The 13,760-nt window shown below is 68.1% G+C and carries 12 protein-coding genes; 8 read left to right on the top strand and 4 right to left on the bottom strand.

The annotated features are described in order from the left end of the window. Positions 1-75 precede the first annotated feature (75 nt). The 7 genes from MKK67_RS01790 to MKK67_RS01760 all read left to right on the top strand — a co-directional run bounded on the left by MKK67_RS01790 (position 76) and on the right by MKK67_RS01760 (position 7,760). Positions 76-2,733, top strand: coding sequence for a TIGR02302 family protein (locus MKK67_RS01790; protein WP_243961576.1), 2,658 nt, complete (start codon positions 76-78; stop codon positions 2,731-2,733). Between the two features lie 139 nt (positions 2,734-2,872). After that, entirely contained in the window at positions 2,873-3,058 is a 186-nt protein-coding gene (locus tag MKK67_RS01785) for a twin transmembrane helix small protein (protein ID WP_243961574.1), read from the top strand. A gap of 170 nt (positions 3,059-3,228) precedes the next feature. Further along, positions 3,229-3,855 carry an acyloxyacyl hydrolase gene (locus MKK67_RS01780; RefSeq protein ID WP_243961571.1) on the top strand — a complete coding sequence of 209 codons (627 nt, stop codon included), beginning with the start codon at positions 3,229-3,231 and terminating at the stop codon, positions 3,853-3,855. A gap of 92 nt (positions 3,856-3,947) precedes the next feature. Continuing rightward, positions 3,948-4,520 (top strand): cob(I)yrinic acid a,c-diamide adenosyltransferase, encoded by a 573-nt coding sequence (locus tag MKK67_RS01775; RefSeq protein ID WP_243961568.1) that lies wholly within the window; start codon positions 3,948-3,950, stop codon positions 4,518-4,520. 390 nt (positions 4,521-4,910) lie between these two features. Next, the gene (locus MKK67_RS01770; protein WP_243961558.1) at positions 4,911-5,660 is read left to right on the top strand and encodes an electron transfer flavoprotein subunit beta/FixA family protein; all 750 of its coding nucleotides are present in this window, start codon (positions 4,911-4,913) and stop codon (positions 5,658-5,660) included. 72 nt (positions 5,661-5,732) lie between these two features. Further along, positions 5,733-6,686 carry an electron transfer flavoprotein subunit alpha/FixB family protein gene (locus MKK67_RS01765; protein ID WP_243961556.1) on the top strand — a complete coding sequence of 318 codons (954 nt, stop codon included), beginning with the start codon at positions 5,733-5,735 and terminating at the stop codon, positions 6,684-6,686. Between the two features lie 192 nt (positions 6,687-6,878). After that, positions 6,879-7,760 (top strand): 3-hydroxybutyryl-CoA dehydrogenase, encoded by an 882-nt coding sequence (locus tag MKK67_RS01760; RefSeq protein ID WP_243961554.1) that lies wholly within the window; start codon positions 6,879-6,881, stop codon positions 7,758-7,760. 60 nt (positions 7,761-7,820) lie between these two features. Here the strand turns inward: MKK67_RS01760 and MKK67_RS01755 are convergent, their stop codons facing one another. From MKK67_RS01755 to upp, 4 genes are all read right to left on the bottom strand, one after another. Further along, on the bottom strand, positions 7,821-8,126 hold the full coding sequence (locus tag MKK67_RS01755) for a hypothetical protein (RefSeq protein WP_243961545.1): 306 nt from the start codon (positions 8,124-8,126) through the stop codon (positions 7,821-7,823). 155 nt (positions 8,127-8,281) lie between these two features. After that, positions 8,282-9,304 carry an NAD(P)H-quinone oxidoreductase gene (locus MKK67_RS01750; RefSeq protein ID WP_243961543.1) on the bottom strand — a complete coding sequence of 341 codons (1,023 nt, stop codon included), beginning with the start codon at positions 9,302-9,304 and terminating at the stop codon, positions 8,282-8,284. Positions 9,305-9,510: 206 nt separating this feature from the next. Beyond that, positions 9,511-10,749 carry an ABC transporter substrate-binding protein gene (locus tag MKK67_RS01745; RefSeq protein WP_243961536.1) on the bottom strand — a complete coding sequence of 413 codons (1,239 nt, stop codon included), beginning with the start codon at positions 10,747-10,749 and terminating at the stop codon, positions 9,511-9,513. Positions 10,750-10,908: 159 nt separating this feature from the next. Beyond that, positions 10,909-11,544, bottom strand: coding sequence for a uracil phosphoribosyltransferase (gene upp / locus MKK67_RS01740; protein ID WP_243961533.1), 636 nt, complete (start codon positions 11,542-11,544; stop codon positions 10,909-10,911). Between the two features lie 521 nt (positions 11,545-12,065). Here upp and MKK67_RS01735 point away from each other — a divergent pair. Then, positions 12,066-13,751 (top strand): methyl-accepting chemotaxis protein, encoded by a 1,686-nt coding sequence (locus MKK67_RS01735; RefSeq protein ID WP_243961531.1) that lies wholly within the window; start codon positions 12,066-12,068, stop codon positions 13,749-13,751. The last annotated feature ends 9 nt before the right edge of the window (positions 13,752-13,760 follow it).

Here is a 13,760-nt window from a genome sequence, read left to right as displayed (position 1 = left end):
AGCCTCTGGTTGTTGGGGCCTGGATCCTTCCGGGCGCCCCTGACACATTCCTCGGCGTGAGGCGGAACGGTCGGCGTGAACGACAGGGACGGCTTCGGCAACGCGACCGGCACGACCGGCACCGACACGGGACAGGCGGCCGCCGCGCGGCTCGACCGGCTCGTCGCCCAGGCGCGGGTGGCGTCCCTGTGGGAGCAGGCTTGGCCGGTACTCTGGCGTGGGCTCGGCGTCCTGCTGCTGTTCCTTGCCCTGTCCTGGGCCGGCCTCTGGCTCGATCTCGCCCCGCTTTGGCGACAGATCGGGCTGGCCGTGCTGGCCCTCCTGCTGGTCGTCGCGCTCCTGCCCCTCGTGCATCTCGCGCGGCCGGATCGCCGGATCGCCCTGGCCCGGCTGGACCGGGAGGCGGCGGCGCGTGATCCGGCGCTCCGCCATGGCCCCGCCTCGGCGGCGCAGGATTCCCTGGCGGTCGGCGCCGCGGATCCGGGCAGCCGGACCCTCTGGGCGCTGCACCAGCGCCGGGCCGCCCAGGCGGTCGCTTCCCTCAAGGTCGGGCTGCCGCGCCCCGGCATGACCCGGCGCGACCCCTACGCGCTACGCGCCGGAATGGTGGTCGCCGCGGTCGCCAGCCTGTTCGTGGCCGGCCCCGAATGGCGGGACCGGATCGGCGCCGCATTCGACTGGCACGAGCCGGTCGCTCCGGGGCCGAACTTCCGCGTTGACGGCTGGATCGATCCGCCGCTCTACACGAGGCTGCCGCCGCTCCTGATCGCCATGGATGGCAGTGACCAGCATCTGCGGGCGCCGGTCAACGCGCAGCTGATCGTGCGGATCGCGGGCCAGGGCCGAGCGGCGGCGAACACGACGCTGACGCCCAATGCCGGACTGACGCCGATCCCGGGGCAGGACCAGCGCCCCGACCTGCGCGAGGAGCGCTACCGGATCGTCGGCGGCGCCGAACTGGTGATCGTTACCCCGGCCGGGCGCCAGCGCCTGACCGTGGAGGCGATCCCGGACAAGCCGCCGGAGGTGACGGCCGTGGGCGGTCCGGAGATGAACGGCCGCGGCACCTTCAACCTGACCTACCGGGCCAAGGACGATTACGGAATCAGTTCCGCCGAAGGCGTGATCGAGCCGATGAAAGCCGGCCGCTCGCTGGCGCCGATCCCGCGGATCAACCTGGCGCTGCCGGCCGACGCCTCGGGTGAGACCGACACCAAGACCCTGGTCGACCTCACCGATAGCCCGTGGTCGGGCGCCCGCGTCCGCTACCAGATCGTCGTCAAGGACGAGGCCGGCCAGGAAGGGCGCACGCCAGTCTCCGAGATCACGCTGCCGGCTCGGCCCTTCCGGGATCCCCTGGCACGGGCGCTCGCGGAGGATCGCCGCCGCCTGGTGACGGCGCCCGACACCGACCGCCTCTGGGTCCAGGGCGCCCTCGACGCGCTGCTGGTCGCGCCCGACATGTTCACGCCGCAGCCGCCGGTGTTCCTCGGTCTCAGGACCGCCACCGAGCGCCTGCGCAAGGCCAAGACCGATGCCGATCTGATCGACGTGGCCGATCTTCTCTGGGAGATGGCCCTCAAGATCGAGGACGGCGACCTGTCGGATGCCGAGAAGCAGCTGCGGCAGGCTCAGGATCGGCTGAAGGAAGCGATCGAGCGCAACGCCCCCGACGACGAGATCAAGCGCCTGACGCAGGACCTCAAGCAGGCCCTCGACAAGTTCCTCTCGCAGATGGCCGAGAAACAGAGCCGCCAGCCCCGCGAACCGGGCGAGAAGAACCAGAACAACCAGCAATCGAAGACGGTCACGCCCGAGGATCTCGACAAGATGATCCAGGACATGGCCGAGGCGATGAAGCGCGGCGACACCGCCGAGGCGCAGCGCCTGATGGAGCAGCTGCGCAACATCCTAGAGAACCTGCAGACCGCGGAGAAGGGCGGCAAGTCCGATCAGGCCAGCCGCGAGATGCAGAAGCAGATGCGCGACCTCGACGCCATGGCGCGCGAGCAGCAGGGCCTGCGCGACGAGACGTTCAAGGATGGGCAGGAGCCGCAAGACGGCCAGCGCCCGTCGAACCGCGGACAACAGCAGCAGCAGGGCCAGCAAGGCAGCCGAGGGCAACAGGGCCGGCCGCAGCAGGGACCGGGCAAGCAAGGCCAAGGAAAACAGGGTCAAGGGAAACAGGGCCAAGGGCAGCAAGGCCAAGGTCAGCAGGGTGAGGGACAGCAGGGCAATGTCGGCGACCGCCAGCAGGCGCTGCGCCAGCGCCTGGAGGACCTCGAGCAGCGCATGAAGGAGAACGGCATGCGCGGCGAGCAGGGCCTCTCCGACGCGGAGGACGCCATGCGCGAGGCCGAGAACGCCCTGAAGCAGGGCGATGCCGACGAGGCTGTCGACGCCCAGGGCCGCGCGCTCGAAGGGCTCAAGAAGGGCGCCGAGGGCATGGCGCAGCAGATGCAGGAAATGGCTGAGGGCCAGGGCGAAGGCCAGCAGGAAGGCGGCCAGCAGCCGGGGCAGCAGGGTCAGGCTGGCGCCCGCGACGACGATCCGCTCGGGCGCCCGACCAAGGGCCGCGACATGAGCGACGGCCGCGTCCGGGTCCCGACCGCCGACGAATCCGCCGTCCAGCGTGCGCGCCGCATCATGGAAGAGTTGCGGCGGAAGCTCGGCGATCCCACGCGACCGCGGGAGGAGCTCGACTATTTCGAGCGCCTGCTTCGGCGCAACTGAGGGCGCGCCCTATCTCACTCTCGTGACACGCCCCTAGGCGCCGAACCGGCTTTCCGTAACGGCGCGTCGAACGCCCATCGTCTCGTCAAGCGGCGGCGCGCCGGATCACGGCGCCCGTCGGATTCGGATCCATCCCGTCATGTCGTCCAATCTGCTCGTCTTCGTCGCCTGCGCGGCGGTCGCCGTGATCCTGCTGTTCGGCCTCGCCAACATGATGCGGGGCGGCAACGCCAACCTCTCCCAGAAACTGATGCGCCTGCGCGTGCTGCTGCAATTCGTGGCGATCCTGATCATCATGGGCGTCGTCTGGTGGCGCTCGGCCTGAACGAGGCCTTCCGAACGCGGAAACCATCCTTCGGAACGGCGCCGCACTGTGTCCGTCCCGCCGCACCCCGCGCCTTTCGCGGGGGACCGGGATGAATTGGCCGCTGGCGTGAGTGGGGCTCGTGCTACGCTCGGGTGAGCCAATTCGCCAAGCCTAACCGGCCGAGCCCCATGATTGCCGCCCTCCGTATCTGCACCGTCAGCCTCCTCACCGGTGCGGCGATCCTGCCGGCCTTCGCGGCGGATGCGCCCCCGCTGCCGACGGCCTACGCGGCACCGGCCCAGCCGCTCAGCATCGTGTCGGAGGTGCGCATCGGCGGCGCGGTGCAGGATCCGGGCAGCGCCGAGGGCAAGCTCCCGGGCTTCAGCAAGGCCAACGTCAACGGCGAGATCCTGTTCGCCAAGCCGCAGGTCAGCCCGGATCCGTTCTGGCAGGCCTTCGTGCCGCGTCCGACCGTGGGCGGCAGCTACAACACCGGCGGCCGGACCAGCTACGCCTATCTCGGCGCCACCTGGACCGTCGACATCTTCCCCGAGACCCTGGGCCGGCGCGTCTTCCTCGACGGCTTCTTCGGCGGCGTCGCCCATAACGGCTATACCGGACCGAAGGCGCAGACGCCCTACGGCTTCAACACGCTGGGCTGCTCGCCGATGTTCCGCGAGGCGGCGGCGCTCGGCTACCGCCTGACCGAGCATTGGAGCGTCATGGCCACGGTCGAGCACATGTCCAATGCCGGTCTCTGCGCGAACAACCGCGGCCTGACCAATTTCGGCGGCAAGATCGGCTACACGTTCTGAGATTCAGGCCGATTGCGCCGTCAGCAGAACGGCCTTACGCCCTAGCGTTCACGGGGTCGCCGGCCCGGCGACCGTTTTGAGGCGCAGGTCCTTTGGTCAAGCTCAACCGGATCTACACACGCACCGGCGACAAGGGCACCACCGCCCTGGCGGACGGGCAGCGCCGATCCAAGGCGGACCTGCGGGTCGAGACCTACGGCACCGTCGACGAGACCAATGCCTGCATCGGCATGGTCCGGCTGCACACGGAAGGCCCCCTCGACGCGATGCTCGGGGCGATCCAGAACGACCTGTTCGATCTCGGCGCCGACCTCGCGACACCGCCGAGCCCGGAGCCCCTGCCCTACGAGCCGCTGCGAATCGTCGCCAGCCAGGTCGAGCGGCTCGAGCGCGACATCGACGCCCTGAACGCGACCATCCCGCCGCTGAAGTCCTTCGTGCTGCCCGGCGGATCGCCGGCCTCGGCGGCTTTGCATCTCGCCCGCACCATCTGCCGGCGTGCCGAGCGGCTGGCCGTGAGCCTCGCCGACCGGGAGGGCGAGGCGGTCTCGCCCGAGGCCATCCAGTATCTGAACCGCCTCTCGGACTTCTTGTTCGTGGCGAGCCGGACCGCGAACGCGGATGGAGCCGACGACGTGCTGTGGGTGCCGGGCGCCAATCGCTGAGGCCGTTTGGCGCCGGCTCGATTGGAACCTGTTGAGGATCCGACAAACGATATGCCTGAATGGGCTCCCATCGTTCTCGGGATCGGCATCGGTGTGTTGACCGTCGGTGCCGCCTTCCTCCTCGCAGTCCGGCCGAGGACGCGAGGGCGGAAGGAATGGCTGGCCCCGCCATCGGGAGAGGCGGACGAGCCGACGAAGCATTGGCCCGGCGGTCCCGTCGATCCGTAGAACCCGACCTCACTCCCGCCGCGCGATCGCCCCGCGTTGACAAGGCGGAAATGTGGCCGTTACGGTCCGCGCGCTTTGCGTGCCTGCCCAGCCTGAGCGCCGAATGCGCGAGGGACCGGCGGGTCCGACGACAAGAATCCCCGGGGAAGGATCGAGACCGCCATGAAGGTGCTGGTGCCCGTCAAGAGGGTGGTGGACTACAACGTCAAGATCCGCGTGAAAGCCGACGGCTCCGGGGTCGAACTCGCCAACGTCAAGATGTCGATGAACCCGTTCGACGAGATCGCTGTCGAAGAGGCGATCCGTCTGAAGGAGAAGGGCACCGTCACCGAGATCGTGGCGGTGTCGATCGGCCCGCAGCAGGCGCAGGAGACCCTGCGCACCGCTCTCGCCATGGGTGCCGACCGGGCGATCCTGGTCAAGACCGACGTAAATTGCGAGCCGCTGGCGGTGGCCAAGCTCCTGAAGGCCGTGGTCGAGAAGGAGACGCCGCAGCTCGTCATCCTCGGCAAGCAGGCGATCGACGACGATTCGAACCAGACCGGCCAGATGCTGGGCGCGCTGCTCGGCTGGCCGCAGGGCACCTTCGCGTACAAGATCGAGGCCTCCGAGGGCAGCCTCGACGTGACCCGCGAGGTCGATGGCGGCCTGCAGACCGTGAGCCTCAAGCTCCCGGCGATCGTCACCACCGACCTGCGCCTCAACGAGCCGCGCTACGCGAGCTTGCCCAACATCATGAAGGCCAAGAAGAAGCCGCTCGAGGAGCTGAGCCCCGAGGCGCTCGGCGTCGACGTGACCCCGCGGCTCAAGGTGCTCAAGACCGCCGAGCCGCCGGGACGCTCCGCCGGCGTCAAGGTCGGGTCCGCGGCGGAACTCGTGCAGAAGCTCAAGGTCGAAGCCGGCGTCATCTGATTTTCCTGAGCTGAGCCGCGTTCCCGTCGAGACGGTCGAGCGCGGCCAGCCGCAACCGAGGTTCACGCGCACATGACGACTCTCCTCTTCGTCGAGCACGGCAACGGTCAGATCAAGGACGGCACGCTGAAGGCGCTGACCGCCGCCAAGGGTATCGGCGCGCCGGTCCACGCCCTCGTGCTGGGCAGCAATTCGAAGGCGGTGGCCGAGGCGGCGGGCAAGCTCGACGGCGTCGACAAGGTCCTGAATGGCGAGGATGCGGTCTATGACCACGACCTCGCCGAGCCGGTGTCGGCGCTGATCGCGTCGATCGCCGAGCCCTACGACATCGTCATCGCCTCGGCCTCGACCACGGGTAAGAACGTGCTGCCGCGAGTGGCCGCCCTGCTCGACGTCGCGCAGGTCTCGGACATCATCAAGGTCGTCGCGCCCGACACGTTCGAGCGGCCGATCTACGCCGGCAACGCCATCCAGACCGTGCAGATCCCCGCCGGCAAGACCGTGATCACGGTCCGCACCGCGGCGTTCAAGGCGGCCGAAGAGGGTGGCGCGGCGGCCCCCGTCGAGGCCGTCTCGGCGGCGGCCCCCGAGGCCGGTGGCTCGACCTTCAAGGGCGAGGAAATCGCCAAGTCCGACCGGCCGGAACTGGCCTCGGCCCGGATCATCGTGTCGGGCGGCCGCTCGCTCGGCTCCTCCGAGAAGTTCCACGCGCTGATCGAGCCGCTCGCCGATGCCCTCGGCGCCGCGGTCGGTGCCTCGCGCGCGGCGGTCGATGCCGGCTACGCGCCGAACGACTGGCAGGTCGGCCAGACCGGCAAGGTCGTGGCGCCGGATCTCTACGTCGCGGTGGGCATCTCCGGGGCGATCCAGCACCTTGCCGGCATGAAGGATTCGAAGGTCATCGTCGCGATCAACAAGGACGAGGACGCGCCGATCTTCCAGGTCGCCGATTATGGCCTGGTCGGCGATCTATTCCAGGTTGTGCCGGACCTGCAGGCGGAGATCGGCAAGGCCAAGGGCCAGTAAAGGACTTGCGCGCCCGGACGGATTCAGCGGGCGAGCATTGTCGCAACACGCGTATCGGCGGGTTCCTTCTGCGAACGAGAATGGTCTAGAAGTCAGGGACGGTCCGCCTCTGCGCGGGCCGCGGCGTCGGTGCTGGCGCCACCCCGTCGGGTGGTCGCACATCGGTGCCGGTATGGGGGCACGGGTCGACAGATGGACATGGAGATCAAGCGGGTCGGCATCATCGGCGCGGGCCAGATGGGCAGCGGCATCGCGCAGGTCTGCGCGACAGCCGGTCTCGACGTCCTGCTGAACGACCGCGACCCGAACCGTCTGGAGAACGGCCTGTCGTCGATCGACGCTGGCCTCGCCCGCCTCGTGTCGAAGGGCACCATTGGCGAGGGCGAAAGCCAGGAGATCCGGGCCCGCATCCAGCCGGCCCACGGCTTCGCCGATCTCGGGCCCGCCGACCTCGTCATCGAGGCCGCGACCGAGAACGAGGCGACCAAGCGGGAGATCTTCTCCAGCCTCTGCGCCTCGCTCCGCCCGGACGCGATCGTGGCGACCAACACCTCGTCGATCTCGATCACCCGGCTCGCCGCGGCCACCGACCGGCCGGAGCGGTTCATTGGCATCCACTTCATGAACCCGGTGCCGGTGATGCAGCTCGTGGAGCTGATCCGCGGCATCGCAACGGAAGATTCCACTTACGAGTCGGCCAAGGCGTTCATCGCCAAGCTCGGCAAGATCTCGACGATGTCGGAGGATTTCCCGGCCTTCATCGTCAACCGGATCCTGCTGCCGATGATCAACGAGGCGATCTACACGCTCTACGAGGGCGTCGGATCGGTCGAGTCGATCGACACCGCCATGAAGCTCGGCGCCAACCACCCGATGGGTCCGCTGCAGCTCGCCGATTTCATCGGGCTGGATACCTGCCTGTCGGTGATGCAGGTGCTCTACGAGGGGCTGGCGGATTCGAAGTACCGCCCCTGCCCGCTGCTGGTGAAATACGTCGAGGCCGGGTGGCTCGGCCGGAAGGCCAAGCGCGGTTTTTATGACTATCGCGGGCCGACGCCAATTCCGACCCGCTGACAGTTCGTCCCTGCGGGTCGATGACGGGGACGGCGCGCAGCGCCGCCCCAAATCAAAACATCACTTCGCGGTGCCGCCGTTCGCGTTCGGCTGGGCCGGCTGCGGGTAGGACGGATTGCCAGCCGGGACCGCGCTACTGTTCGACGGTGTAGCGCCGCCGGACTGGCCGTTGACCGAACCGGTCACTTCGCGCCGCGACGCATCCTGGCTCTGGCTGGCGTAATCCTTCGGCGCATTGGCGCCGTTCCAGGTCAGCAGGCCCACCGTGGCGATCGCCAGCAGGACGAGGCTGGCGACCAGCACCCAGAGCACGGGCTTGCCGCGCTCGCCCTGACGGCTCTCCTGCGGGTTCAGTTTCTCGGCCATATCCAATCCTTCCCCGCCCGAACGCGACGTGCGCGACACGATTTCGTTACCGGCCGCCAACGCGGCGTCGCCGAGACGGGTTCCTGCCGATCGCTGAGGTTAGCGCGCGCCGCCGCCGAAATGGAGCCCGGTTCGGCGCGAGCGAGCGCGCCAGATCAAAGACTGGCGCGGCCGGTGGTGAGCAGGATCTTGCCGAGATGGGCGCTCGATTCCATCAGTTCGTGGGCCTTCTGCGCCTGCTCCAGCGGGAAGGTGGCGTGCGTGACCGACCGGATCCGCCCGGCCTCCAGCTCCGGCCAGACATCCTTGCGCAGACCCTCGGCGATCGCGGCCTTGTCGGCCTTCGGGCGGGGCCGCAGGGTCGAGCCCGTGAAGGTCAGGCGGTTGCGCATGATCGGGGTGATGTTCAGGCCGTCGACCTTGTAGCCGCCCATCAGGGCGATCATCACCAGGCGGCCATCCGGTGCCAGCGATTTGAGATTGCGGGCGAGGTAGCTCGCGCCGATCATGTCGAGGATCACGTCGACGCCGCGCCCGTCGGTGAGGCGCTTGATCTCCTCGGCGAAGTCGGCCTGCTTGTAGTCGATGGCCGCGTCGGCCCCGAGTTCCTCGCAGAACCGGCACTTCTCGGCCGAGCCCGCGGTAGCAAAGACCTTGGCGCCGACATGCTTGGCGATCTGAATCGCGGTGGCGCCGATGCCGCTCGACCCGCCATGCACGAGGAAGCTTTCCCCTTTGGCGAGACGGCCGCGCTGCACGACGTTGGAATAGACCGTGAAGAAGGTCTCCGGCAGCCCGGCCGCGTCGACCAGCGAGAGGGCCTTCGGGCGCGGCAAACAGTGGGACGCCTCGGCGACGGCGAATTCGGCGTAGCCGCCGCTGATCACCAGCGCGCAGACCTCATCGCCGACCGAGAATGTATCGACCCCCTCCCCGAGCGCGGCAATGCGGCCGGCGACTTCGAGGCCCGGGATCTCGGTGGCACCGGGCGGCGGCGGATACAGGCCGGCACGCTGCATCACGTCCGGCCGGTTCACCCCGGCGGCGACGACCTCGATCAGCACCTGACCCGGACCGGGGCTCGGCAGCGGCGCGGTTTCGACCGCGATCACCTCCGGTCCGCCGGGGCCGGTGAAGTGGATCCGGCGCATGGTCTCGGGCAGGGCGGGGCTGGCCATGGAAGTATCCTCAACGCATGCGTGGTCCGGGCCATGCCCGGAGGCGCGGTCCGGCTGTACTTGCGGCAATGGGCGCGCTTGGCAAGCGTGCGACGGGGCTGGAGCGCTCGCCGCCGAAGTGGGTACCGGTTCGGCGGCGAGCGAGCGCGTCACATCAAGACCTCAGAGGCGAACCCGATTGCGACGCGATCGGGAACGGCTGGAACCTATCGCGCCGCGGCCTTCACGGCGGGAGGCAGGATGATCTGGCCCTGGGCGAGGCCTTTGGGCCAAATCGCCACCTGCTTGCCGTCCTGCCACTGCGCCATCAGGCCGGTGACGAAGCCCGGCCCGTACTTGATCGAGTGGGTGAAGTCGTCATCCTTGCCGTAGAATTGGGTGCGGCCGACCGTGCCGACCCAGTCGGTCTTCTCCAGGGCATCCACCAGCTTGTCGGCCTCGGTGGAGCCGGCGCGCTTCACCGCGTCGGCGGTGTAGTAGACCTGATCGTAGGCCATGTAGCCGGCATAGGACGGATCGCTGCCGAAGCGCTTCTTGAACGCCTCGCTGAAGGCCAGCGACTTGTCGGTGATCGCGGCGCCCGGCACCGCAATGCTCTGGAAGATCACGCCTTGCGTCGCGCCATTGGTGTTGGCCCAGAAGGTCGAGGAGGTCGCCTGCGAGTTCATGCCGGTCATGGCGAGCGGCACCTGCTGGTTGCGCCACTGCACGGTGGGCTGCACGCCGACATGCGAGATGCCGGTGACGATCAGGTCGGGCTTGGCCGCCTCGATCTTGTTGTAGATCGGCGTGAAGTCGCCCGTGTCCGGCGAGAACCGGATGTGGTCGACGACCTTCACGCCGATCTCGGGCAGGCACTTTTCGTAACCGACATCGAGCGGACGCGTCCAGGCCGCGTCCTCGCTCATGATGGCGGCGGTCTTCACCTTCATCAGATCGAGCAGCATGTCCTTCGTCGAGTCACAGATCGACTGCGCCAAAGCCGCGGATGTAAGGTATCCGTGGAAGGTGTACTTGTTGCGGGCGTAGTCCTTGTGGACCGCCAGGCTGATCTCGTTGGAGGCGGCGCCCGGGGTGATCATCGGGGTCTTGAGCCGGGCCGCCCAGGGCATCAGCGCCAGCACCACCTCGGAGACGTAGCTGGCGATGACGAGGTTGACCTTGTCCTCGCTGACCGCCCGCTGGAAAGCGCGGACCGCGTCGGAGGCCGAACTCTTGTCGTCGTAGGAGACCACCTGGATCTGGCGTCCATCGACGCCGCCCTTGGCATTGATCTCGTCGGCGGCGAGCTGGACCGCCTGCGGGATCGAGGCGCCGACCACCGACTGCGCCTCGGCGATCACCCCGATCCTGATCGGGTCCGCGGCTCGCGCCTCGCCCGCGGCCAACAACCCGGCCGCCAGCAAGGCCAAAGCCCGGCTCGTCACGCTGCGATCCATCGCCATGGTGCTTCCTCCTCCGAGCCGTGCGGCTTTTGGCGCCGCATCGGGGTCGGACGATTTTTGTAGCATTCGGGCAGATGAATACAATGTGCATCCGACCGGATCACGAAACACCGGTCGGCAAATCGATAAAACCGACGTTCGTCCGAGCGAAACGCCGGATCACCTTGTTCCGTACATCCGGTCCCCGGCATCCCCGAGGCCCGGCACGATGTAGCCGTGGTCGTTCAGGTGGCTGTCGATGGCCGCCGTCCAGATCGGCACGTCCGGATGCGCGGCCTGAAACTTGGCGAGTCCCTCCGGGGCGGCCAGCAAGCAGACGAAGCGCAGGTCCGACGCGCCCCGGGCCTTCAGCCGGTCCAGGGCCGCGATGGCGGAGTTTGCGGTGGCAAGCATGGGATCGAGCACCAGCACGGTCCGGTCGGCGAGGTCGGATGGCGCCTTGAAATAGTACTCGACGGCCTCGAGCGTCTCCGGGTCGCGGTAGAGCCCGACATGGGCGACCCGCGCCGACGGGACCAGCGACAGCATGCCGTCGAGGAAGCCGACCCCGGCCCGCAGAATCGGGGCTAAGACCAGTTTCTTGCCCTGGATCTGCCGCCCCTCCATCGGCTGGATCGGCGTCTCGATAGTGACCGGCTCCAGCGGCAGATCCCGCGTCACCTCGTAGGCGAGCAGCATGCCGATCTCGTTCAGGATCTGGCGAAACCCCTTGGTCGACCGATTCTTGTCCCGCAGATAGGTGAGCTTGTGCTGCACCAGAGGGTGATCGACCACCGTGACCCGACTCGTCGGCATCGCACATCCCTCCAACCCGGAGGGGGAGGAATGCCGGAGCGGGGGCCGGGGCGCAACGTGACTCGGCGCGAATATCCGTATTCGAAGCCGTCCATCCCCCGGCACGGGACCGACGCCGCCGGCGGTTGCGCGCCCTCGTGGCGGCGCAGTCCGTGCAGGGCTCGGACGGCGTGGCGACGACCCTTGGAAACCCGCGAGGACGTCTCTAAACCTCAAGTAGACCGATCACAGCAACGACAGCAGAAGCCGCAAAAGACCTATCGGGTTGACCGGCAAAACTGTTTCACAAGTCCTGCTCGACCAAGATCTTAGAATTGTTCTGAACTGATGTTGATGCCAATATAAATACACTGTCACACAAATACTAAATCGGTTGAGAAAACAAATCTACGTGATCGTTCACTCGCGTGTAACTTTTTTGATGAATCACCCCACAATCTTACGGACTCAATGTTAGCGCTCTTTCCAGATCCGCCGTCAGGCTGTTATTGGGCGCATCCACTACGAACTCGGGCCAAGCCATGCGCCTTACCGTTTCTCTCAAGACGACGCTCGCGGCAATCTTTGGATTGTTCGCTCTGCTCGCGGCAGGCCAGGGAGGGTTGTCGATCATCGAACTGACCGACATCCGGCATTCGATGACGGAGGTGGCAAACAACTGGCTGCCCTCGCTGGTCCAGATCAATGAAGTCGAGATTGCGGCCTCGGAGGTGCGCATCAAGCAATTCCGCCTGATGACGCTCGACAGCGACCATCGCGCGGCGGGCGAGACTCAGCTCGCGGCAACGCTGGCGCAGTTCGGCGAGCGGCGCCGGGCCTACGAGCGCTTGATTACCAACCCCGAGGAACAGGCCCTGTACGACACCTTCGCGGCCCAATGGGTCCGTTACGAGCGGGTGGATGGCGAGATGCGCCGGCTGACGAGTTCCGGCCGGCAGGCGGACGCGTTCGCGATGCTGACCGGCGCCGACACGGTCAAGATCTATGACGATGCGCGCGCCGCGCTGTCCCGCCTCGTCGCCTTCAACGAGCAGAACGCGAAGAAAGAAGTCACCGTCGCGGTGGACCGGGCCAACACCGCGGCCGCGGCCGCCTGGGGCAACGGCATCCTCTCCGTCCTCGCGGCGCTGGTGGCGGCGGCCTTCTCTCTGTACCGCATCTCGCGTCCGATCCAGCGGATGACGCAGGCCATGTCCCGGCTCGCCGGCGGCGACACCGACGTGGCGGTGCCGGCCCGGAATCGGCGCGACGAGATCGGCGCCATGGCGGCGGCCGTGGAAGTATTCAAGGACAACCTGATCCGTACCCGCGCCTTGGAGGCCGAGACCGCACAGGCGCGCGCCGCCGCCGAAGAGCAGCGCAAGGCCGGCATGCGCCAGATGGCCGACAGCTTCGAGGCCGCGGTCGGCGGCATCATCGGCATGGTCTCGTCTTCGGCCACCGAGTTGCAGGCCACGGCCGGAGCGATGTCGGCCATGGCCGGGGAGACCTCCGCCCAGTCCGGCGCGGTGGCGGCCGCCGCGGAGGAAGCCGCCAGCAACGTCAACACCGTGGCCGCCGCGGCCGAGGAATTGGGCTCCTCAGTGCAAGAGATCGGCCGGCAGATGGACAGCTCGGCCAAGCTCGCGCAAGGCGCGGTCGACGAGGCCGGGCAGACCGGCGCGCTGGTGCACGAGCTGAGCAGCGCCGTCGCCCGGATCGGCGACGTAGTCGGGCTGATCTCCTCGATCGCCGGGCAGACCAATCTGCTGGCGCTGAACGCGACCATCGAAGCCGCGCGGGCCGGCGATGCGGGACGGGGCTTCGCCGTGGTCGCTTCCGAGGTGAAGGCCCTGGCCGAACAGACCGGCAAGGCGACGGAAGAGATCGCCGGCCAGATCGCCCGGGTCCAGGCCTCGACCGGCCAGGCGGTGACGGCGATCGGCTCGATCACCGCGCGGATCCAGGAGATCAGCACCGTCGCGACCTCGATCGCCGCAGCAGTCGAAGAGCAGGGCGCGGCGACGCAGGAGATCGTCCGGAACGTCGGTCAGGCGGCACAGGGCACCGGCGAGGTCACCAGCAACATCTCGGGCGTCGCCGATGCCGCCGAGGAAACCGGACGGTCGGCGACCCAGGTCCTCGGCGCGGCCTCGGAGCTGTCGCGCCAGTCCGAGCACCTCCGTGCCGAAGTCTCCCGCTTCCTCGACACGGTGCGGGCTGCGTAACGCCTATCG

The organism is Methylobacterium sp. J-072 (assembly GCF_022829425.1).
Lineage (GTDB): Bacteria > Pseudomonadota > Alphaproteobacteria > Rhizobiales > Beijerinckiaceae > Methylobacterium.
The sequence above is the reverse complement of the archived record's forward strand: the minus strand, read 5'-3'. Positions and strand labels throughout refer to the sequence as shown.